18 protein-coding genes are annotated in these 19,006 nt (G+C 72.3%); 12 read left to right on the forward strand and 6 right to left on the reverse strand.

Annotated elements, in window-relative coordinates:
* The first annotated feature begins 450 nt into the window (after positions 1–450).
* From HA039_RS22300 to HA039_RS22310, 3 genes are read left to right on the forward strand one after another with little or no spacing between them, the layout of a single operon-like run.
* The gene (locus HA039_RS22300) at positions 451–2,565 is read left to right on the forward strand and encodes a helix-turn-helix domain-containing protein (protein ID WP_167032724.1); all 2,115 of its coding nucleotides are present in this window, start codon (positions 451–453) and stop codon (positions 2,563–2,565) included.
* Positions 2,562–3,539: a hypothetical protein gene (locus HA039_RS22305; RefSeq protein WP_208298685.1), complete on the forward strand. Its 978-nt coding sequence runs from the start codon at positions 2,562–2,564 to the stop codon at positions 3,537–3,539. The genes HA039_RS22300 and HA039_RS22305 overlap by 4 nt, the downstream gene beginning before the upstream one ends.
* Positions 3,536–4,420 carry a DUF6339 family protein gene (locus HA039_RS22310; RefSeq protein ID WP_167032726.1) on the forward strand — a complete coding sequence of 295 codons (885 nt, stop codon included), beginning with the start codon at positions 3,536–3,538 and terminating at the stop codon, positions 4,418–4,420. The genes HA039_RS22305 and HA039_RS22310 overlap by 4 nt, the downstream gene beginning before the upstream one ends.
* A gap of 67 nt (positions 4,421–4,487) precedes the next feature.
* On the opposite strand, the gene HA039_RS22315 is transcribed toward HA039_RS22310, so the two are convergent.
* From HA039_RS22315 to HA039_RS22330, 4 genes are all read right to left on the reverse strand, one after another.
* A complete protein-coding gene (locus HA039_RS22315; RefSeq protein ID WP_167032728.1) occupies positions 4,488–5,459 on the reverse strand; it encodes a DNA cytosine methyltransferase in 972 nt (323 codons plus the stop codon).
* A complete protein-coding gene (locus tag HA039_RS22320) occupies positions 5,456–5,911 on the reverse strand; it encodes a very short patch repair endonuclease (RefSeq protein WP_167032730.1) in 456 nt (151 codons plus the stop codon). The genes HA039_RS22315 and HA039_RS22320 overlap by 4 nt, the downstream gene beginning before the upstream one ends.
* A gap of 81 nt (positions 5,912–5,992) precedes the next feature.
* Positions 5,993–7,000 (reverse strand): SEC-C domain-containing protein, encoded by a 1,008-nt coding sequence (locus HA039_RS22325; RefSeq protein WP_167032732.1) that lies wholly within the window; start codon positions 6,998–7,000, stop codon positions 5,993–5,995.
* A gap of 92 nt (positions 7,001–7,092) precedes the next feature.
* On the reverse strand, positions 7,093–8,556 hold the full coding sequence (locus tag HA039_RS22330) for an MFS transporter (protein WP_167032734.1): 1,464 nt from the start codon (positions 8,554–8,556) through the stop codon (positions 7,093–7,095).
* A 190-nt stretch (positions 8,557–8,746) separates the two neighbouring features.
* On the opposite strand from HA039_RS22330, the gene HA039_RS22335 reads away from it, so the two are divergent.
* The 4 genes from HA039_RS22335 (at position 8,747) to HA039_RS22350 (ending at position 11,678) form a co-directional block, all read left to right on the forward strand.
* Positions 8,747–9,274, forward strand: coding sequence for a winged helix-turn-helix transcriptional regulator (locus HA039_RS22335; protein ID WP_167032736.1), 528 nt, complete (start codon positions 8,747–8,749; stop codon positions 9,272–9,274).
* 52 nt (positions 9,275–9,326) lie between these two features.
* On the forward strand, positions 9,327–9,638 hold the full coding sequence (locus HA039_RS22340) for a DUF6412 domain-containing protein (RefSeq protein WP_167032738.1): 312 nt from the start codon (positions 9,327–9,329) through the stop codon (positions 9,636–9,638).
* Between the two features lie 176 nt (positions 9,639–9,814).
* Complete coding sequence (locus tag HA039_RS22345) at positions 9,815–10,585, forward strand: YidC/Oxa1 family membrane protein insertase (protein WP_167032740.1); 771 nt, start codon at positions 9,815–9,817, stop codon at positions 10,583–10,585.
* A 232-nt stretch (positions 10,586–10,817) separates the two neighbouring features.
* Positions 10,818–11,678, forward strand: a complete 861-nt coding sequence (locus HA039_RS22350; RefSeq protein ID WP_167032742.1) for a fumarylacetoacetate hydrolase family protein — start codon at positions 10,818–10,820, stop codon at positions 11,676–11,678.
* Positions 11,679–11,808: 130 nt separating this feature from the next.
* On the opposite strand, the gene HA039_RS22355 is transcribed toward HA039_RS22350, so the two are convergent.
* Entirely contained in the window at positions 11,809–12,306 is a 498-nt protein-coding gene (locus HA039_RS22355) for a heme-degrading domain-containing protein (RefSeq protein WP_167032744.1), read from the reverse strand.
* The gene (locus HA039_RS22360) at positions 12,303–13,400 is read right to left on the reverse strand and encodes a Gfo/Idh/MocA family protein (RefSeq protein WP_167032746.1); all 1,098 of its coding nucleotides are present in this window, start codon (positions 13,398–13,400) and stop codon (positions 12,303–12,305) included. Before HA039_RS22360 ends, HA039_RS22355 begins: the two co-directional genes overlap by 4 nt.
* Positions 13,401–13,455: 55 nt before the next feature.
* On the opposite strand from HA039_RS22360, the gene HA039_RS22365 reads away from it, so the two are divergent.
* From HA039_RS22365 to HA039_RS22385, 5 genes are all read left to right on the forward strand, one after another.
* Positions 13,456–14,718, forward strand: coding sequence for an ROK family transcriptional regulator (locus tag HA039_RS22365; RefSeq protein ID WP_425086372.1), 1,263 nt, complete (start codon positions 13,456–13,458; stop codon positions 14,716–14,718).
* 363 nt (positions 14,719–15,081) lie between these two features.
* Positions 15,082–16,275: a hypothetical protein gene (locus HA039_RS22370; protein ID WP_167032748.1), complete on the forward strand. Its 1,194-nt coding sequence runs from the start codon at positions 15,082–15,084 to the stop codon at positions 16,273–16,275.
* 204 nt (positions 16,276–16,479) lie between these two features.
* Positions 16,480–17,259, forward strand: coding sequence for an HAD-IIA family hydrolase (locus tag HA039_RS22375; RefSeq protein WP_167032749.1), 780 nt, complete (start codon positions 16,480–16,482; stop codon positions 17,257–17,259).
* Between the two features lie 93 nt (positions 17,260–17,352).
* Positions 17,353–18,270 (forward strand): hypothetical protein, encoded by a 918-nt coding sequence (locus HA039_RS22380; RefSeq protein WP_167032751.1) that lies wholly within the window; start codon positions 17,353–17,355, stop codon positions 18,268–18,270.
* A 1-nt stretch (position 18,271) separates the two neighbouring features.
* A complete protein-coding gene (locus HA039_RS22385; RefSeq protein ID WP_167032753.1) occupies positions 18,272–18,961 on the forward strand; it encodes a class F sortase in 690 nt (229 codons plus the stop codon).
* The last annotated feature ends 45 nt before the right edge of the window (positions 18,962–19,006 follow it).

Genomic DNA, 19,006 nt, shown 5'->3' on the forward strand with positions numbered 1-19,006 from the left:
GGAGTGCATTCCGGGGGATGGCCTGGAGGGCGGAGGAGAAGTCGTGGAGAGGTGCGAGAAAGCATGCGGAGCTGGCCGATCCTGCGATCGGGCACAGCAAACAGGGATATGCGTCTCGAGGGTTTCCCGAGAAGTTCGTGGTGCGGTGGTTCGAAGACGATAGCGTTGTGATTAGGCGGGGTCAAGGAGCCTTGGGAGTCAAAGTCCGCCCGTCCGGGGGGAGTTGGTGACACTTCGGTTCGGGCGATGTGCGCGAACGGCACATGTGGGGCAAAAGGTTCACGGCGGAACATCGGGTGGCGGATCGGAATTTCAGGAAATCCTGGCAGTAGGAACTGTCCTGGGGCGCCGAGCCGTTGTCAACCAGGATTGTCGCTTGGTGCGACTGTCAAATGAGGGTGTAGCGTGGTGCTTCCTGATATGTCGAACGGCAGCTGAGGAGTGTGGACGTTGGACGTCGGAGAGGACTTCGGCCCGTGGCTCGCGCGGCAGTTGAAGCGTCTGGGCATGAGCCAGGCGGAGCTGGGTGAACGCGTCGGTCTGACGCGTGCGGCCGTCTCCGCCTGGATCACCGGACGAGCCGTGCCGCGTGAGGACACGATGCGCCTGATTGCGGATGCGATCGGAACCGACTCCGGAACCATCCACACCCGCACCACGGACGCCGTGACCGGCAAGCCGGCCTCGTGGTACCACCGACCTGCCTACGCCGACGGCGGGAGAGAGTTCGGAAACGCCGCCGCCTTCGCCTTCGAGGCTGACGTCGAGGTGCTCGCGCGCGAGGCGACCCAGAACAGTCTGGACGAGCGACTCGACCGGAAGCGTCCGGTCCGCGTTCGTTACACCCTGCACGAGTTGAGCGGTGAACATCTCGATCGCTTTCGCGAAGCGATCGGATGGGAGTCCCTACGCCCGCATTACGAAGCCGCGGCCGCCCAGGAACAGAAGGTCGGCAGAATCATCGCGGAGGGCCTCCGCGACATGAACGAGCGGGACCGGCTGGTGCTGCTCAAGGTCGACGACTACAACGCGTCGGGTCTCACGGGGGACGACTACGAGGACGGTCGGTTCGCCGCGGTCGTGCGACGTCAGCTCGACAGCCACAAGTCGGACGAGGGCGCGGGCGGTTCCTACGGTCTGGGCAAGGCCACCCTGTGGGCCACCAGTCGCCTGGGACTCGTACTCATCAACTCCACCCTCGCCGAGCCCCACGAGGGGCGCTCCGAGAAGCGGCTGATCGGACGCCTCGATCTGCCGTGGCGGGTGGTGGGCGGAGAGGCGTGGGCGGGCCCCGCATGGTTCGGCGAGCCGGACACCGCCTCGGGCAGCGAGAACGTCGCCCGGTCCTGGTGGGCCGACGACGAGACGGTCGAGCGCCTCCACCTCACGCGCGAGAGCGGAGAACCGGGTACTTCCTTCCTCATCGTCGGGGCCCACGACGTGGCGAGCGGGTCGAACGACCCGACGGACGACGAGGGCGACGAGGACGAATCGGTCCAGGCGATGCACAAGAAACTGGTGGGCGCGCTCGCCGCCAACTTCTGGGCCGCCATGACGTCCGGCGCCACCGTCGCTCCGTTGCTCGAAGCCTCTGTACGTACGTTGCGCAACGGGAACGTGCTCGTGAAGGAACAGCGGGTCGAACCGCACCTCGCGCAGCCGTCGCGTACACGGGCCCTCAAGGCGTACTTCGACGGAGACACCGTCGATCGGCTGACCGAGGTCGGTCAGGTGGCCATGGCCAAGGTCATGTTGAAGGTCCCCGCCCTGCGCGGGCGGGGCAAGCCGGTCGAGCACGAGGCGGTGCTGCTGGTGACGGCGGCCGAGGACGCCGACGGCAGGCCCAACCACCTGGTCAGCATGCGAGGAAGTCGTATGAAGGTCAGATCCGTCCGGGTACCCGATCTTCCGCTGGGCACCAGCCCTTTCCAGGCCGTCCTGCTGGCCGGACACGCGGCCGGTCCCGACACGGTCGAGGCGGACCGGGCCGAGGCGTTCCTCAGGGCGTCGGAGCCGCCCGAGCACAACAAGTGGGCACAGACGGAGGAGCTCCGGGCCAGCTACTCACCCACGGCGCACCGTCGGATCGCGGACTTCACCAGGGCGGCCAACAGCGCGGTCAGGGAGTTGGTGGGGCGTCGTAAGGAACAGACGCAGGAGGGTCCCAAGGCACTTCGTGACCTGTTGCGACTGGACGGAACGCCCGCTGCCGGTCCCAGAGCGGCCGGCGGCGGTTTCCCGACGATTCTGGACATCGACGCCTTCGTGGACGACGAGGGCGCGTGGCAGATCGAGGCCGAGGTCAACCTCCCCGCTCGGCAGGATCCATGGGTCATGAGTCCGGTGGCCCGCTTCGAGGTGAGATCGGGCGGCAGGCCTTCGGTCGGCTGGTCGAAGGTCGTGGCCGTCGAGAACTGTCGTGTCGTCGACGGCGTCCTGCACTTCGCGGCGGGCGCGCGGACAGCCACGTTCACCGCGACCACGGACGTGTCCTCCCACCCCGTGCGCGCGGCCCTCGCCGGCCTCGTGGTCGATCTTCAGAAGCCGAAGGGCGGAGCGGCATGAGAGTACTTCCGTATCCGACACCGGCCGGGAAGGTCACGTTCAGGGTGACGGCGGTGAAGCAGGACCAACGCAGCCTGCACACGTCGGTCTTCTCCGGGGAGGAGCGTGTCGTGGCGCTCCACCAGGTGGAGCGGGACGACTGGAAGTCCTCCCGGATCGCCCTCACGGCCACCCTGCCGATGAAGGAGATCGAGGAGGGTCCGTGGTCCGACGTGGCCGTGGTCGCCGTGCTCACGGAGAAGGCGACCAACACCCGTACGACCGCCGTTCTTCGGAGACAGGGCGAAGGTGGCGCCGAATGGGCGGGTCGGATCAGGCTGCGGAGGGCCGATCATCGAAGCCAGGCCGAACTGTCGGTGACCGTGGTGGCGACCGTCGACGGGGTGGCGGGGCGAGTCATCGGCACCTCCGAGGAGAAGTGGACGGTCGACCTCACCGCGCGGACCCCGGTACGACGGAGCGAGTTGCAGGTCGACGAGGTCGACTTCGCCGACGGTCCGCACGAGTGGCTCAGGGCCTTCAAGGACGCCCCTTGGTTGGTGGAGACCTCCGGGGACCTTCCGACGGTCCATGTGAACACCGGCTTCGAAGGCATCTCCGAACTGCTCAACTCCGGCGGCGGTCCGTTGGAGCGAGGGATCAGGGACATGCTCGCCGCCCAGATCGCCACGGACGTATGGACGGCGGTGTTCCATTCCGCGGTCAGCGATCTCGAACTGGACGCGGACGGCAACCCCGAGTGGCCGGGCGGCTGGCGAGACGCCGTACTGAACGGAATGCTTTCCGACGTGCTGCCCGGCATGTCCGGAATCGATGCCCTGAACGAGATCCACGCACGCCGCGGCGAGTCGTCCGGCTGGAACGAACTCCAACCACGTATCAACTACGCGGCGGCCCGTCGGGCGAAGGTCGCCAGGAACCTCGGTACCGCGTTGCGTGTGCTCGACATGTCCCAGAGGGAGAACAAGGCGTGATCGACAGACCGGATCCACTTCCCGACCGGATCGCCTCGCTCGCCGACCTCAACGCGGTCAAGTACATCGGTTCGGGGGTCAGGTCGGGCCGGGAGGAGCCGCCCTACATCGAGCTGGGCCGTTCCGTCACCGCCACGGCCGAGGACGACGTGAGAATGCGTGTCGAACCGGTACGCGACCTCGTCGACGACGTCATGCACCTCTACAGGGACGACACACGCACGAGGGCCGACGCGTGGCTGGCTCCGAGGTTGCACGCCGCTCTGCGGCTCACGCGCAGGGAAGCCGCCGACGAAGGGATCTGGAACCATCTCGCCGCGGCTGTCGCGCCCGACTACGTGTTGTGGAGGCACCTGCCGGCGACAGGGTCGGACGGCGGGCCCCCCATGGTCCCGTCCGGTCGCTTCCACGGGGCGCACCACACACAGGCGTTCTCCCGACTGTGGTGGGCGGCGGAACTGTTCAGGAACGGACCCGACTACGCGCCGGTGGTGGTGGCCTGCGGGATTCAGGACGTGCTCAACACGGTGCTGAGGCTCGACATCATCGATCACCGGCCCACCGCGCAGGCCGTGGTCGCCCTGGTGGAACAAGGCGTGGCCCGCACGGGTCGCGAGGTCAACGCCCTGGCCGTGGTCGCGAACGCGGCCGCGAGCACACTGTTCTACGACGTGCTCGCGGAGGACGAGGAGCGCGACGACGGAGCTCTGGACGAGTGGGTGGCGGGTGCGGCGTCGGCTCCCCCCGTGCCCAGGAGATCCCTACCGCGGGGACCAGAGGACGGGACGGTCCCCGAGAAGGCGGTGGCCGCTCTGGTCGAGCGCTTCGGCGAGCTGTTCCAGGACGCCGTCGTGCGGGGGCGTACGGCATCCCAGGACTGATCCGAACGGCTCGGGCCGCCGGGGAAGGGGCGGGCCCGATCCTCCCCCGGTGTCGCCCGAGCGTGCGTCAGAGCCCGAGGGCGCGCGCGACAGCCGTTCCGAGCGCGCGCCCCACCGGGGGCGGCGAGGCATGGCCGATCTGCCGGTAGCGGGCGGTCTTCCCGCCCGCGAAGCGCCAGTCGTCGGGGAAGCCCTGGAGGACGGCGGCCTGTTCCACCGTGATCTTCTTGAGCGTGGAGTCGGACGTGTCCGACTCCTGCACCCCGTCGGGATCCGGGACCTCGTCGCTCAGGGCTCCGCCGTTGATGCCCATCCGGGCCCAGGCCTTCTTCGTTCCGGTCGGCCCCAGGTCGGCTCCTCCGCGGTTGTCCGACCCGCCCACCAACGTCGGGGCGACACTGTCGGCCAGAGCCGACCATGCGTCGGCTCCTGTCCACCCACGCGCGGACATCGAGGTGTGCAGTGCCTCTCCCACGGTGACAGGGCCGTCGACGGTCGGTCGGGGCGGTCGGAAGGTCTCGACCCCACCGTCCTTGACGGCGACCAGCACACCCTGTTTGCGGTCCTGCGGAACCCCGAAGTCGGCGGCGTTCACGACGAACCAGTGGAACTCGTAACCCAGGTGGATCAGTTCCTTCCGGGCGAAGTCCCTCACCTCGGCGAACTCGGGCCCGTCCACCAGGTCCGGGACGTTCTCGACGAGGAGTGCGCGTGGCTGCACCGCGTGCACCAGGAGAATCGTTGCCTCCAGGAGCCGTTGTTCGGTGGTGCTTCCCGGCCGGCCGCGGGTCGCCGCGGATCTCACGCGGGGCAGCCCGGCGGAGAGCAGATCCACGTCGTAGGTCTCCTGGTGCTCCACAGGGTCGAAATCGAGGAGATCCGTTTCCAGGACCTGCCACGACGGCCTGTTCGTACGCAAGGTCCTGCACGCCACAGGCTTGTGGTCGAGAACCAGAACGGGATCGAATCCGGCCTGTTCGAGCCCAAGGGCCAGGCCACCCGCGCCCGAGCACACATCCACGGACCGTAGACGTCTCATCGGTCTTCCCCCTCGCGTCGTCGTGCGTCGTCGGGACCGCTCCTGCTGATGGTGGCCGCGACCCGGGCGGCGACCGCCTCAGGTGCTTCGTGCTCCCAGAACCGTAGGACGGTCCAGCCGAGAGCCGTCATGTGCTCCGTGGTCTCGAGATCGCGAGCCATGTTCCGGTCGAGCTTCTCCCGCCACCACTCCGCGTTCGACTTCGGCTGCGTCGCGTGTTCCGGGCAGCCGTGCCAGAAGCAGCCGTCCAGGAAAACGGCGACCTTGGCCCTGGAGAAGGTGATGTCCACGGTCCGCCGTGGCATGTCGGGCACCCGGACGTTGAGTCGGTAACGGTAGCCCGAGGCGTGCAGCAGCTTCCTGACGGCCACCTCGGGCTTCGTGTCCCTTCGCGCCTGGCGACTCATCCGCGACGAGACGGCGGGCGACGACGGCTTCGCTTGGGTGTTCATGTCTCCTGCACGCCTCGGTCCGAGGCGGTTCACAGTTGTCGGTGGCCGAGTTCTGCCCGAGTGATCGTTCTGTCCGGGCGATCAGGAAGGCAGTGGGGCGCCGTGGCAATCCTTGTAGGGGGTGCCTGAGTTGCACCAGCAGGGGGCGGTTTTGGTGGGGGGCCAGGGGGTGGCTCGGCCTCGGGCTGCGAGGGTGGTGGCGTATTGGGGGAGGAGGTCGGGGTCCTCGGGGGAGGCGGCTTCCGAGGCTGCGAAGGCTTCGTACGAGGGGACCGTGCCGGTGACGATGCCCAGGTTCGGGGTGCCGGTCGCGGCCAGGTCGCGCAGGGAGGACTCCAGGGCCGCCAGGTGGGCTTCCTCGGTGGGGTACTCCGTGGTGAGCGCCGGGTAGGCCGCGAGGAGTTCGCGCAGTTCCGGGGTCGGCCAGTGGAGGACCGCCACCGGGAACGGGCGGGAGAGGGCCGTACGGTACGAGCCCAACTCGGCGCGCAGGCGGGTGATCTCGGCCTGGAGTTCGGCCGGGTTGTCCGAGCCCAGGGACCAGAGGCGCTTCGGGTCGTGCAGTTCGTCCAGGGGGACGGTCGCGCGGTGGAGGCTGTCGGCGAGGGTGTCCCAGGCGTCGTGTTCCAGGGCGAGCAGGCGGCGTACGCGGTGGCGTCCGGTCAGCAGGGACTGGGTGCGGTACGGGACGTCCTCGCCAGGGGTGAGGAGCAGGTCGAGGGCCGCGGTGAAGGAGTCGAGGGCCGCTTCGAGTTCGTCGTGGGCCTCCAGGGTCTCCGCCACGATCTCCCACGGGGCCGGGTCCAGCGGGGCCGCGGCGCGCAGGCCGTCGATGATCGCGCGGGCCTCGGCCTCGTGGCCGTACTCCCACAGGTTGGCCGCCTTGAGGGCCTTCACCAGGTGGGGGCGGTCGGGGGAGGCGGCGAGGAGGGTGTCGTAGAGCCCGGTGGCGCGGTCGCGGGCGCCGGCCAGTTCCAGGTGGGCGGCGGCCTGGAGGAGCAGCGGTTCGTGGTCCTCCGGGTACTGGGCCGCCGTGCGGAGCAGGCGCTCGGCTTCCGTGGTGTGGTCAGCAGGCATGTCGGGGCGCATGGTCCACACCGTACTGCCGTGGGTCCGTCCCGACCCAGGGTGGTGGAGAGGTGGGGGGACCGGGGTGACCCGGGGGAGTGGGGAGTGCGGCTTTACGGGTGCGGGGTGCGGTCCTTCAGTACGAGGACCAGCGCCGCCGCCACGAGGGACAGCGCCGTCGCCACCAGGATCGCCGCGTTCGCGCCCGCCTCGCGGGTGCCGCCCGACGTCGCCACCGCGATCATCAGGGCCACGCCCGCCGCCGAACCGATGTAGCGGGCCGTGTTGTTGGCCCCCGACCCCATCGCCGCGCGTTCCGGCGGGACGGACTCGACCGACAGGCGGGGCAGGGCCGCGTTCAGCAGGCCGCTGCCCACCCCCGCGACGAACAGCCCCGGCAGCAGGCCCACCAGCGACCCGGCGTCCAGCGCCACCATGATCCCCGGCGCCCCCACCGCGTGCAGGACGAACCCGAACGCCAGTTGGTGGCGCGCCGCCACCCGGCCGCTCAGCCGCCGCGCCTGGAGCGCCACCACGAAGGCGGTGCCCGCCCACAGCACGAACAGCCAGGCCGCGCCCAGCGCCGACAGCTTGATCGTCACCTGGAGCAGCGAGGGCAGGTAGCTCATCATCCCGATCACCCCGAGCCCCGTGAACAGCCCGCCCACCGTCGCCGCCTGGAAGAGCGGGCGCCGCAGCAGGCCCAGGTCGATGAGCGGGGCAGCCGTACGCCGCTCCACCACCGCGAACACCGCGGTCAGCACGACGGCCGCCGCCAGCAGGAGCAGCACCGGCGCGCGCAGCCAGCCGTCCCGCCCCAGGGTGAGCGCGCTCAGGAGCGCCACGAGGGCCAACGCGAGGGTCAGCGCCCCCGCCAGGTCGGGGCGGGTGCGGTGCGGGGCGCGTGACTCGGTGAGTACGCGGGTGGCGTAGGCGCCCGTGCCGAGCGCGGCCGCGCCGAGGATCACGTACGGCAGGCGCCAGCTGGTGCTGTTCAGGGCGCCGGCCAGGAGCGGGCCGAGGGCGATCCCGCCGCTGACGAACGCGCCCCACACCCCCGTCGCCCTGATCCGCGCGTGCCCGGCCGGGAAGGCGTGGACCAGCAGGCCGAGGCTGCTCGCGATGACGGCCGCGCTCGCCGCGCCCTGCGCGACCCGGGCCAGGGTGAAGAAGAGGCTGTCGCCCGCCAGCGCGCCGAGGGCCGTGCTGACGCCCAGCGCGAAGGTGCCGATGAGGAAGATCCGGCGCCGGCCGTAGTCGTCGGCGAGGCTGCCCGCGACGAGGAGCAGGGCGGCGAGACCGAGCGGGGTGCCGTTGAGCAGCCACGCCTGGGCGGAGAGCGGGGTGCCGAACTGCGCGGTCAGGGTGGGGAGGCTGAGCATCGGGGTCGTGTAGTTCATCAACGCGACCATCGTGACGAGGCTGGTGACCGCGAGGGTGGCGGTGGGGAGCCGCGCGGGGGCGGGGGAGGGGGAGGCGGAGTGGGTGGGGAGGGAAGCGGAGGTGGCGTCGGCAGCCCCTGGTACGGGTTCCTGTGCGGCCTGCTCGCCGGTGTCCGTCTTCGATGATGCGGCCATGACGTCTGTCGTCCCCTGCGGTCCGTTGCTGCGTTCCCGTTCGGGCGGTTCCCGGCCCCGGCCTTTCCCTGCCGGGGCCAGGACCGGGGCCGAGTGGGTTCGTTCAACGAACCCAAGCGATCGGTGCCGAGCGTAGCATGGTCGGTCTCTTCAATGAACCAACCCCACCCGACCTTGTTAAGGTGACCGCATGGCTCTCGGGAAGGACTACACGGCCCAGCAGTGCTCGATGGCCCGCGCGTTGGAGATCATCGGCGAGCGCTGGACCCTCCTGATCGTCCGCGACGCCTTCTACGGCGTACGGCGCTACAACGACTTCCTCACCCACCTCGGCGTGCCCCGCGCCGTCCTCGCCGCGCGCCTCCAGAGCCTGGAGCGGGCCGGCGTCCTGGAGAAGCGCCGCTACCAGGACACCCCGCCGCGCGACGAGTACGTCCTGACCGAACGCGGGCTCGCCCTCTGGCCCACCGTGCGCGCGCTCAGCGTCTGGGGCCGCGAGGTCGAAGGCGCCGGGCACCTGAGGATCTTCACCCACGCCGCGTGCGGCACCGAACTGGGTCCGTACGGCGAGTGCTCCGCCTGCGCCGTGCCCGTACCGCCGCACGACGTCGAGATGCTCCCGGGTCCCGACCTCGACCAGGATCCCGCGGACCCCGTGTGCCGGGCCCTCCTGCACCCACGCCGGCTGCTCCGGCCGCTCGCCACGGACCGGGTGTAGCCCACGGCCGATCCTGTATAACGGTTGGAGTGCCGACGAGAGGTGGCAGGTGATGGTCCGTACCGCGCTGCGCCAGCTGCGCTCCTCCGGCCTGCTGCTCTTCCTCCTCACCGAGGTCATGCTGCTGGACGCCGGCAGCCTCTCCGCCGCCGTCGCCCTCGCCGCCACCGCCGCGGCCGGTTCCGCCCTCGCCGTGTGCGCGCACCTCAGCGCGCGCTCCGTGCCCGTCGTACCGCGTCAGCGGGTACGGACCGCCATCCGCGACCGCGAGCAGCGCACCGCCTTCCTCCCGCAACGGGATCCCGACGCCTCCGGCCGTACCAGGCCCCGAGCGCCCGGCCGTCCTCTGCCGACGGCCGCGTAAGGGTTCACCGACCCCCACCACCCTCCATCACCACCGCTTGAGCGCTCCAGTGCTTGAGTGCTGAGACATGGCGGCGCTGTTCCCTGGCGCCCCCTCCCCACCTCGGTGTCCCCGCGCGGATCGTCCTGCCGCATTCCCATTCGTCCGGCACGACGAGACCCCTCGGAGGGCTCACCATGTCCGTCTTCATGTCCGTCTTCGCCGACCTGGTCGGCAACTTCGCCGACCTGCTCCAGCCGGTCTTCCACCACGGGGCGGCCGCGGCGGCGATCATCCTCTTCACCCTGCTGGTACGGCTCGCGATCCACCCCCTCTCCCGGGCGTCGGCGCGCGGGCAGAAGGCCCGGTCCCGGCTGGCCCCGCAGATCGCGGAGCTGCGCAAGAAGCACGCCAAGGACCCCGAGCGCATGAAGAAGGCGCTCATGGAACTGCACACGGCGGAGAAGGTCTCGCCACTGTCGGGCTGCCTGCCGAGCCTGTTGCAGATGCCGGCGTTCTTCCTGATGTACCACCTGTTCTCCCGTAGCGAGATCGGCGGCCGGGCCAACGAACTCCTCGGCCACTCCCTCTTCGCCGCCCCGCTCCACGGCCGCTGGGCCGACGCGCTCGCTCACGGCGGGCTGTTCGGTCCGGCGGGTGCGGTGTACGCCGTCCTCTTCGCGATCGTCGCGGGTGTCGCGACCTTCAACTATCGCCGGATGAAGCGGCAGATGGCGGCCGCGCCCGCCCCCGCGACGCCCGCCGGGCCGGACGGGCAGCAGGTCGCCGGGCTCGCCACGATGATGAAGTTCATGCCGCTGATGTCCTTCGCGACGCTCTTCACGGTCGCCGTGGTGCCGCTGGCGGCCGCGCTGTACGTCGTGACGAGCACCACATGGACGGCCGCCGAGCGCTACTTCCTCTACCGCGACATGCCGTTGGCGGGGGCGCTGGCCAGCCCGGTGTGAGGCGGCGGACGGTCAGGGCTGCCGGTCGGTCCGGTCAGGGCTGCCGGTCGGTCCAGGTGATGAACCGGGGCTTGCACAGTGATCCGATGTCTTGGAGGATCGAACGGCCCGCCTGCGGCTGTGTCCCCGGGACGGGCCACCCCCGGACACCCGGCCCGGGGCCCGCCCCGTTCGGCCGACCCGGCCCGACCCGGCTCAGTTCTACCCCGCTCGACCAGAGGGAGAAACACCAATGAAGTTGTTGCGAGTCGGTACGGCGGGGGCGGAGCGCCCGGCGTTGCTCGACCAGGACGGTACGACCCTCCGGGACCTTTCCGGCCTGGTCACGGACATCGACGGCGCGCTCCTCGCCGACGAGGCCGCCCTGGAGCGGGTGCGCGCCGCGGCCGCTTCCGGCGACCTGCCCGTCATCGACCAGGGCGGTCTGCGCATCGGGGCGCCCGTCGCGCGCATCGGCAAGATCGTCTGCATCGGCCTGAACTACCACGACCACGCCCGCGAGACCGGGGCCGAGATCCCCACCGAGCCGATCATCTTCTTCAAGGCTCCGGACACAGTGGTCGGACCTGATGACACGGTCCTCGTCCCCCGCCGCAGCGTGAAGACCGACTGGGAGGTCGAGCTGGCGGTGGTGATCGGGCGTACCGCCCGCTACCTGGACTCCGTGGAGGAGGGGCTGGCGCACGTCGGCGGGTACGCCGTCTCGCACGACGTCTCCGAGCGCGAGTTCCAGTTGGAGCGCGGGGGCCAGTGGGACAAGGGCAAGAACTGCGAGACGTTCAACCCGCTCGGCCCCTGGCTGGTCACGGCGGACGAGGTGCCGGACCCGCAGACCCTCGCGATGAAGCTCAGCGTGAACGGCGAGGTCAAGCAGGACGGGACGACGGCGGACCAGATCTTCGGGGTCGGGGAAGTGGTGCGGTACGTCAGCCAGTTCATGACCCTCTACCCGGGTGACGTCATCAACACCGGGACCCCGGCGGGCGTGGCGCTCGGGCAGCCCGAGCCGAAGCCGTACCTGCGGCCGGGCGATGTGGTGGAGCTGGAGATCGCCGGGCTGGGCCGGCAGCGGCAGCAGCTCAAGGGCGCGTAGGGCGCGACGTCGGGGGCGGGGGCTGGTAGGGCCTGGCAGAGGCGGGCTCGGACTTGGAGCCCGCCCCGGCCGGGCGCGTGCGGGGCGGGCTCGGGTCAGCCGCCCCCGTGCGTGTCCCCGCTCCCCCCCGTCACTCTCCCGACAGGGCCGCCAGCTTCGCCAGCGCCTCCACCACCATCGCGTGGTCCTCCGCCTGCGGCAGCCCGGAGACCGTCACCGTGCCGATGACGCCCGCGCCCTCGACCGTGATCGGGACCGCGCCGCCGTGCGCCGCGTACAGGTCCGGGTCCAGGCGCGACGACTCCTCGAACGTCGTGCCCTTCTCGCGGAAGCGCGTACCGACGAGGAACGAGCTCGCGCCGTACCGCTCCGCCACCCGCCGCTTGCGGTCGATCCAGGCGTCGTTGTCGGCCGTCGAGCCCGGCAGCGCGTAGTGGAACAGCTGCTGGGGCCCCCGGCGGATGTCGATCGCCACCGGCGCCCGCCGCTCCCTCGCCAGCTCCACGAGGAGCGTGCCGAGCGCCCACGCGTCGTCGTGGGTGAAGTGACGGAGGGTCAGTTCCGCCTCCCGCGCTTCGAGTTCGGCCGCGGTGGGGGCAGAGGGAGGGGTGGCGGGAGAGGTGCTCATGCGTGGGCCTCCAGATCGATCGTGACGCCCTCGCGCGCCGAGCGCCGGGCCGCTTCCAGGACATCCAGGGCCGCCGCCGCCTCGTGCGCCGACACCGGCGGAGCCGTACCCTCGCGCAGCGCGGTGGCGATCCCCGCGTAGAACGCCGGGTAGTCGCCCGGTTCCGTCTCCACCGGTTCGCCGCCCCCGGTCGCGGGGGACTCCCCGGAGCCGATCCGGCCCCACATCGAGGCGGGTTCCACTCCCCAGGGTGCGTACGTGCCGGGCCGCCGGCCCTCGCGGAGGTCAGCCTCCTGCGGGTCGAGGCCGTACTTCACATAGCCCGCCGACGATCCCAGCACCCGGAAACGCGGGCCGAGTTGAGCGGTGGTGGCGCTCGCGTACAGGTGGGAGCGGACGCCGTTCGCGTGGGTGATCGCGAGGAAGGTGTCGTCGTCCGCCCGCGCGCCGGGGCGCCGTACGTCGGACTCCGCGTACACCCGTACCGCCGGTCCGAAGAGGACCAGCGCCTGGTCGACGATGTGGCTGCCCAGGTCGAACAGCAGCCCGCCGATCTCCTCCGCCGAACCGGACTCGCGCCAGCCGCCCTTGAGTTGGGGACGCCACCGCTCGAACCGCGATTCAAAGCGCTGTACGTCGCCCAGCTCGCCGGCCTCGATCAGGCGGGCGAGCGTGCGGAAGTCGTTGTCCCAGCGGCGGTTCTGGAAGACGGAGAGCAGCAGGCCCCGCGACTCGGCGAGCGCGGCCAACTCCCGCGCGTCGGCAGCGGATCCGGAGAGCGGCTTGTCCACGACCACCGGCAGGCCGGCCTGCAGCGCGGCGGTCGCGAGGGGGACGTGGGTCTTGTTGGGGGAGGCGACGACCACCAGGTCGAGCGTGTCGGCGCGCGCCCACAGCTCGTCCGGCGACGCCGCGAACCGTACGCCGGGGAACTCGGCGCGCGCCTGCTCCTGGCGCTCGGGGTTCGAGGTGACGATCGTGTCGAGCACCAGGCCCTCGGTCGCGGTGATCAGGGGGGCGTGGAAGACGGAGCCCGCGAGGCCGTAGCCCACAAGGGCGACGCGCAGGGCGGTGCCGGTCCCGGTATCAGTCATACGCCTACTTAAGCAACGCTGTTGCCAAAGTGCAAGAGCGGAGGAGAATGGCGGGGTGGACGTGGACACGGAGAGCGCGGGGAGCGGTGCGGGCGGCGGTGTCGCCGGCGGTGCGGGCGCAGGTAAGGGCGGCGGTACGGGTGCCGGTACGGGCGCCGGGTTCCGGCATCCGGCGGGTGCGCTTGCCGGGCCGGGGGCCAACCTGCCCGTGCTGCGGGGGCACAACGCGGCGCTGGTGCTCGACCTGCTCCGGACGGCGGGGGCGGCCGGCATCAGCCGGCTGGAGCTCGCCGAGGGTACGGGACTGACCCCGCAGGCCGTCAGCAAGATCACCGCGAGGCTGCGTACGGAGGGGCTCGTCGTCGAGGCGGGGCGCCGGGCGTCCACCGGTGGGAAGCCGAGGACGGTCCTGCGGCTCGTGCCGTCCGCCGCCTACGCGGTCGGCCTGCACCTGGACCGCGACGAGCTGACGGCGGTGCTGGTGGACCTGGCGGGGGCGGTGGCCGGCGCGCGGACGGTTCCGTTCGACCTGGGCGCGGGGGCGGCGGAGGTCGTCGCGGCGGCGGTGGCGCAGGTGGGGTGTCTGGTGGGCGCGGTGGTGGGGGAGGGGGAGGTCGTCGCCGGGGTCGACGCGGGGGCGCGTGCGGGCGTGGCCGGCGGGGGGCTGCTCGGGGTCGGGGTCGCGCTGCCGGGTCCGCTGGATCACCGCACCGGCGTGCTCGGGCGCGTCACCGGCTTCCCCGCGTGGGACGGCTACCCGCTGCGCGACGCGCTCGCCGCACGCCTCGGGCTGCCGGTCGTCCTGGACAAGGACACCAACGCCGCCGCCCTGGGCCTCGCCCTGCGGGGACCCGGCGACTCGTTCGCGTACCTCCACCTCGGTACGGGGCTGGGCGCCGGCCTGGTCCTGGGCGGCGCGCTCCACCGGGGGGTCCGCACGGGGGCGGGGGAGTTCGGGCACCAGGTCATCCAGCTCGACGGGCCGCCGTGCGACTGCGGCAACCGGGGCTGTATCGAGGCGCTGTGCCTGGCGGCGGTCGCGCGCGGCGACCTGGCGGAGGCGGCGCGCGTGCTCGGCGCGGGGGCGGCCAACCTGGTGGGGCTGCTCGACATCGACCGGGTGCTGCTCGGCGGCCGGACGATCGCCGCGCACGAGGAGCGCTTCGTACGGGGCGTGGGGGCGGCGGTCGCCGAACGGGGCCGGGGCGCGGTGGTCCCGGTGGGGAGGGCCGAAGGGGCGTACCCGGTGGCGGAGGGGGCGGCGCAGCTGGTGCTGGCTCCGGTGTTCGGACGGGGGCGGGGCGCCGAACTGGGGTGAGGGGGGTGGCGCGAGCTGGGGTGAGGGGCGGTACGGGGTTGCCGGGCACGGGTTGTGGCCGCCGGCCCGCTCCAGCGCCTCACGCCGGAAGACGCCCAGGTGGACGGTCTCGGCGGGGCCGGCTTGGTCATCGGTGTGGGAGACCGCGTTCAGCGCTGCCGGGGCGTGGCCGGTCGGGTTGGGCACGGTGGGTGGGTCCGTGGCTGCGGCGGGGCGGGGTGCTGCGGCTCGGCTGATCGGGTGTATTCGTACGACTTTCATACCGTTCTGTGTCGTGGTGCCCGGGCGGTGGGGGTCGCGCGTGGCAGCGTCGGGCACCGTCCGTGTCCTGACCGCTTCGCGAGCAGCAAAGGCCGTGACCCCATGCGACTGCGACGTGCCCTCGCCCCCACGCTCGGAGTCATCGCGGCGACCGCGGTGGCCCCCGCCCTGGCGCCCCCGGCCCAGGCCGCGATGCCGGACCTGCCCACGACCACCCACGCGGCCCCCGCGAACACCGGGAGCGCCGCGAACACCGCGAGTGCCGGGAGCGCCGCCGCCCGTACCGCCTGGGCCGCGCGCGTGGTCGCCCTCGTGCGGGCCGCGCGACACGTCGGTACGCCCGGGGTCGCCGCGCCTGCCGGGCCCGTCGGTCTCGCCGTGCGCCCCGGCCCCGTCGGTCTCGGCGTGCCCGCCGGGGCCGCCGGTCCCGCCGGCCGCGGCCTCCTCCTCCCCGGGCCCGAGGCCGGCCGGCAGCCGCGCTGCGGGAAGGCGTCCGACCCCGACTTCCCCATCGACACCCGCATCCACGGCGGCCCGCGTTCCTACCGGGCCGGTGGCGGACCCGGCACCTGGTACCTCGACCTCACCAACACCACCGCCGACGCCTGCCACGACATCCACCCCGTGATCGTCCTCGTCGACCGGGCCCGGGTCCTCAAGCCCTCCCAGGTGAAGCTCCAGATGTCCGACGGCGGGGGAAAGTGGCGGACGCTCTCGCTGGAGCGGTCCGACGAGGACGAGACGCTCGGGATCCTCGACGACGGTTCGCCCGGCTTCGCCGTTCCGGCGGGGCGTACCGTCACCGTCCGCGCCCGGCTCACCTTCGCCCGGGGCACCCGGCCCAACACGATCGAGGTCAACTCCGCGACCGTGCAACGCCGCGGGGACGACGGGGACTGGGTCGGGAAGTCCAACTCCTACCGGTTCTCGGTCGGTCGCGTGGACGACGACACCGACCCCGGCGTCGAGGAGGACGTGCCGGCCGGCCGGCCCAGCGGCCACGCCACCGGGCGCCCGGACGGCTCCGCCACCGACCGCCCCGCCGACCCCGGCACCCGCCCCCGCGGCGACTCCTCCGCCGCTACGCGCCCCGGGGTCGGCGGCCTCGGCGAGGAGACCCCGGCGCCCGGGCGCCGGCCGGGCGACGCGTCGGCCGCCCCGCGCCCGGAGAGCCCCGAACTCGCCGCGACCGGCCCCGGCGGCACCCTCGCCCGGAGCCTCGCCGCCGGTGCGCTGCTCGCCGCGGGCGGCGGGCTGTTCGTCGCCTTCCGGCGGCGGCGGGCCCGGCGGGTCTGAGACGCGGGCGCCCCGGCCGGGGCGGCGCTCCCAACATCCCTACCCTCAGAGGCAGTTGGCCGCCCCCGACCGCCTCCGCGTCCCCGCTCCGCCCCCGCCTCCGCCCGCGCCCCGGACGCGTGCGCGGTCCTGCCGTCCGCTCGTTACGCTGGATGGGTCGGACCGAGCACCATTTTTGGCCACAGCAGAGCGGAGAACAATCCAGTGGCAGAGCGCAAGCCGATCGAATCCTGGCTCACCGACATGGACGGTGTCCTCATCCACGAAGGGGTTCCGATCCCCGGCGCGGCGGAGTTCCTCAAGGCGTTGCGGGAGTCGGGGAAGCCCTTCCTCGTCCTCACCAACAACTCCATCTACACCCCCCGCGACCTCCAGGCCAGGCTTGCCCGCATGGGGCTCGACGTACCGGTGCACAACATCTGGACGTCGGCGCTCGCCACCGCCAAGTTCCTGGAGACGCAGCGGCCCGGCGGTACGGCGTACGTGATCGGCGAAGCGGGTCTCACCACCGCCCTGCACGACATCGGCTACATCCTCACGGACCACGAGCCGGACTACGTGGTGCTCGGCGAGACCCGTACGTACAGCTTCGAGGCCCTGACCCGGGCGATCCGGCTGATCAACGGCGGCTCGCGGTTCATCTGCACCAACCCCGACGAGACCGGCCCCTCCACCGAGGGCCCGCTGCCCGCCACCGGCGCGGTGGCCGCGCTGATCACGAAGGCGACCGGCAAGGACCCGTACTTCGCGGGCAAGCCGAACCCGCTGATGATGCGGACCGGGCTCAACGCCATCGGCGCGCACTCCGAGACCAGCGCCATGATCGGCGACCGCATGGACACCGACGTCCTGGCGGGTCTGGAGGCCGGGATGGAGACCTTCCTGGTGCTCACGGGAGTGACCACACCGGCCGACATCGACCGCTATCCGTTCCGTCCTTCGACGGTCGTTGACTCGATCGCCGACCTGGTGGACCGTATCTGAGCAGGTCAGCGGGGTGCGCCGAGAGGTGGGCGGCCGCTGCGGATGCGAAAACCCGCCGCGCGGGTGAGCCTGGCGTCTACCAGGAGGTTCACCATGCGTTCAGGGTTGCTCGCTCTCCGTGCCACCGGTGCGGCCGCCGCACTGGTGGTCGTCCCCGTCCTCGGCGCCACCGCCGCCCAGGCCGGCGAATCCGTACGAGTCACTGTCACCCCGGCGACCGTCGCCCCGGGTGGCGAGGTCGAGATCCGTGTCGACGGCTGCGACAGCCGGTTCGGTACGGCCGTGTCCGAGGTCTTCGTCATGGAGGCCGGTCTCCACGGCCGGGGGGACGGCCGAGGGGGCCGCGACGACGGCCCGCCCCCGCCGCGCGACGAGGGCCGACCGCAGGACGGGGGCCAGCCTCGTGAGGAGGGGCGCCCCCGCGACGAGGGTCAGCCCCGCGACGAAGGTCAATTGCCGCGCGACGAGGGCCGCCCCCGCGACGAAGGTCAGCCGCCGCGCGAGGGCCGACCGCAGGACGAAGGCCGGCCGCGCGACGAAGGTCGGCCGCAGGACGAAGGTCAGCCGCGTGACGTCGGTCCCTCCGCCCCCGAGTTCGGGTCCGCGGGCCGCGAGGCGGGTGCGTCCGGCAGCCAGAACGCCGGCGCTCAGGACGGCCGGAAATCGGCGCTGTTCGGGCAGGCGGCGATCAAGTCGCAAGCCGCTTCCGGCACCTACGAGGTCAAGGTCAAGTGCCACGGCCAGGGCCGGTCCGGCGCGGGCATCGTCCAGGTGGTCCACAGCCGGCCCACCCACGACCGGCCCAGCCACCACGCCAGCCCGGTCGCACCGGTCAAGGCGGGCGGCGGCGGTGCCGCGGTCCTCGCCGCGGACGGCCGTGACGCCGACAAGGCGGAGGGCCCCGGCACCCGCCACGCGGTGATCGGTCTGGTCCTGGCGGGTGTCGCCGCGGTCGCGGTGGCGTACCGGAGCGTGCGGCGGCAGCGGTCGGCCGCGCGGGACACGGACTGACATGTCCACCGGGGACCGCAAGGCGGGCAGCGCGGGCAGCGGCAGGCTGCTGACCGGGGTGGCCTGGGCCGTACTGCTGCTGGGACTGTGGCTCTGGGGCCGCGATGCCACCGGCGGCTCGGGCGGCCAGTCGGCGCCCACGACCGGAGACGTGGCCGCGGTCGGCCGCCCGCTGGGCGGCGTACCGCTGCCCGCCGCCCGCGAACCGCTCGAACCCTCGGAGCCGCGGCGCGTCGAGGTCCCCTCGCTGGGGATCGCGGCGCCCGTCGCGCCCCGCGGGCTGGACGGCGCGGGGGCGGTCGACCCGCCGCCGTACGAGACGCCGCAGACGGTCGGCTGGTACGGCCGCGGGGTGCAGCCGGGCGCGGCGGGCACCGCGCTGTTCGTCGGGCACGTCGACACCCGGACCAAGCCGGCGGTCTTCTACGGGCTCAGCGCGGCGCGGCCCGGCACGAAGATCCGGGTGACGAGGAGCGACGGCTCGGTCGCCGAATTCACCGTGGACGACGTGCAGGTGTTCAGCCGGGAGCGGTTCGACGCGAAGAAGGTCTACGGGCCGCGCGAGAAGTCGCGTGCGGAGCTGCGGCTGATCACGTGCGGCGGGACGTTCGACAAGAAGGCCGGCGCGTACACCGCGAACGTGGTGGTGTCGGCGTACCTCACGGGCGCGGGCGGGACCCGCGACAGCTGAGGCAGCCTGCCGGGGCCGTGCGCGGGACCCCGGTCCTCGGGACCC

Source organism: Streptomyces liangshanensis, from assembly GCF_011694815.1.
GTDB classification, from domain to species: domain Bacteria; phylum Actinomycetota; class Actinomycetes; order Streptomycetales; family Streptomycetaceae; genus Streptomyces; species Streptomyces liangshanensis.

Bases quoted from the DNA above. Each gene is read 5' to 3' on its own strand.
- HA039_RS22305 (WP_208298685.1), top strand. From the start codon at position 2,562: ATGAGAGTACTTCCGTATCCGACACCGGCCGGGAAGGTCACGTTCAGG.
- HA039_RS22315 (WP_167032728.1), bottom strand. From the start codon at position 5,459: ATGAGACGTCTACGGTCCGTGGATGTGTGCTCGGGCGCGGGTGGCCTG.
- HA039_RS22320 (WP_167032730.1), bottom strand. From the start codon at position 5,911: ATGAACACCCAAGCGAAGCCGTCGTCGCCCGCCGTCTCGTCGCGGATG.
- HA039_RS22325 (WP_167032732.1), bottom strand. From the start codon at position 7,000: ATGCGCCCCGACATGCCTGCTGACCACACCACGGAAGCCGAGCGCCTG.
- HA039_RS22330 (WP_167032734.1), bottom strand. From the start codon at position 8,556: ATGGCCGCATCATCGAAGACGGACACCGGCGAGCAGGCCGCACAGGAA.
- HA039_RS22335 (WP_167032736.1), top strand. From the start codon at position 8,747: ATGGCTCTCGGGAAGGACTACACGGCCCAGCAGTGCTCGATGGCCCGC.
- HA039_RS22340 (WP_167032738.1), top strand. From the start codon at position 9,327: ATGGTCCGTACCGCGCTGCGCCAGCTGCGCTCCTCCGGCCTGCTGCTC.
- HA039_RS22345 (WP_167032740.1), top strand. From the start codon at position 9,815: ATGTCCGTCTTCATGTCCGTCTTCGCCGACCTGGTCGGCAACTTCGCC.
- HA039_RS22350 (WP_167032742.1), top strand. From the start codon at position 10,818: ATGAAGTTGTTGCGAGTCGGTACGGCGGGGGCGGAGCGCCCGGCGTTG.
- HA039_RS22355 (WP_167032744.1), bottom strand. From the start codon at position 12,306: ATGAGCACCTCTCCCGCCACCCCTCCCTCTGCCCCCACCGCGGCCGAA.
- HA039_RS22360 (WP_167032746.1), bottom strand. From the start codon at position 13,400: ATGACTGATACCGGGACCGGCACCGCCCTGCGCGTCGCCCTTGTGGGC.
- HA039_RS22370 (WP_167032748.1), top strand. From the start codon at position 15,082: ATGCGACTGCGACGTGCCCTCGCCCCCACGCTCGGAGTCATCGCGGCG.
- HA039_RS22380 (WP_167032751.1), top strand. From the start codon at position 17,353: ATGCGTTCAGGGTTGCTCGCTCTCCGTGCCACCGGTGCGGCCGCCGCA.
- HA039_RS22385 (WP_167032753.1), top strand. From the start codon at position 18,272: ATGTCCACCGGGGACCGCAAGGCGGGCAGCGCGGGCAGCGGCAGGCTG.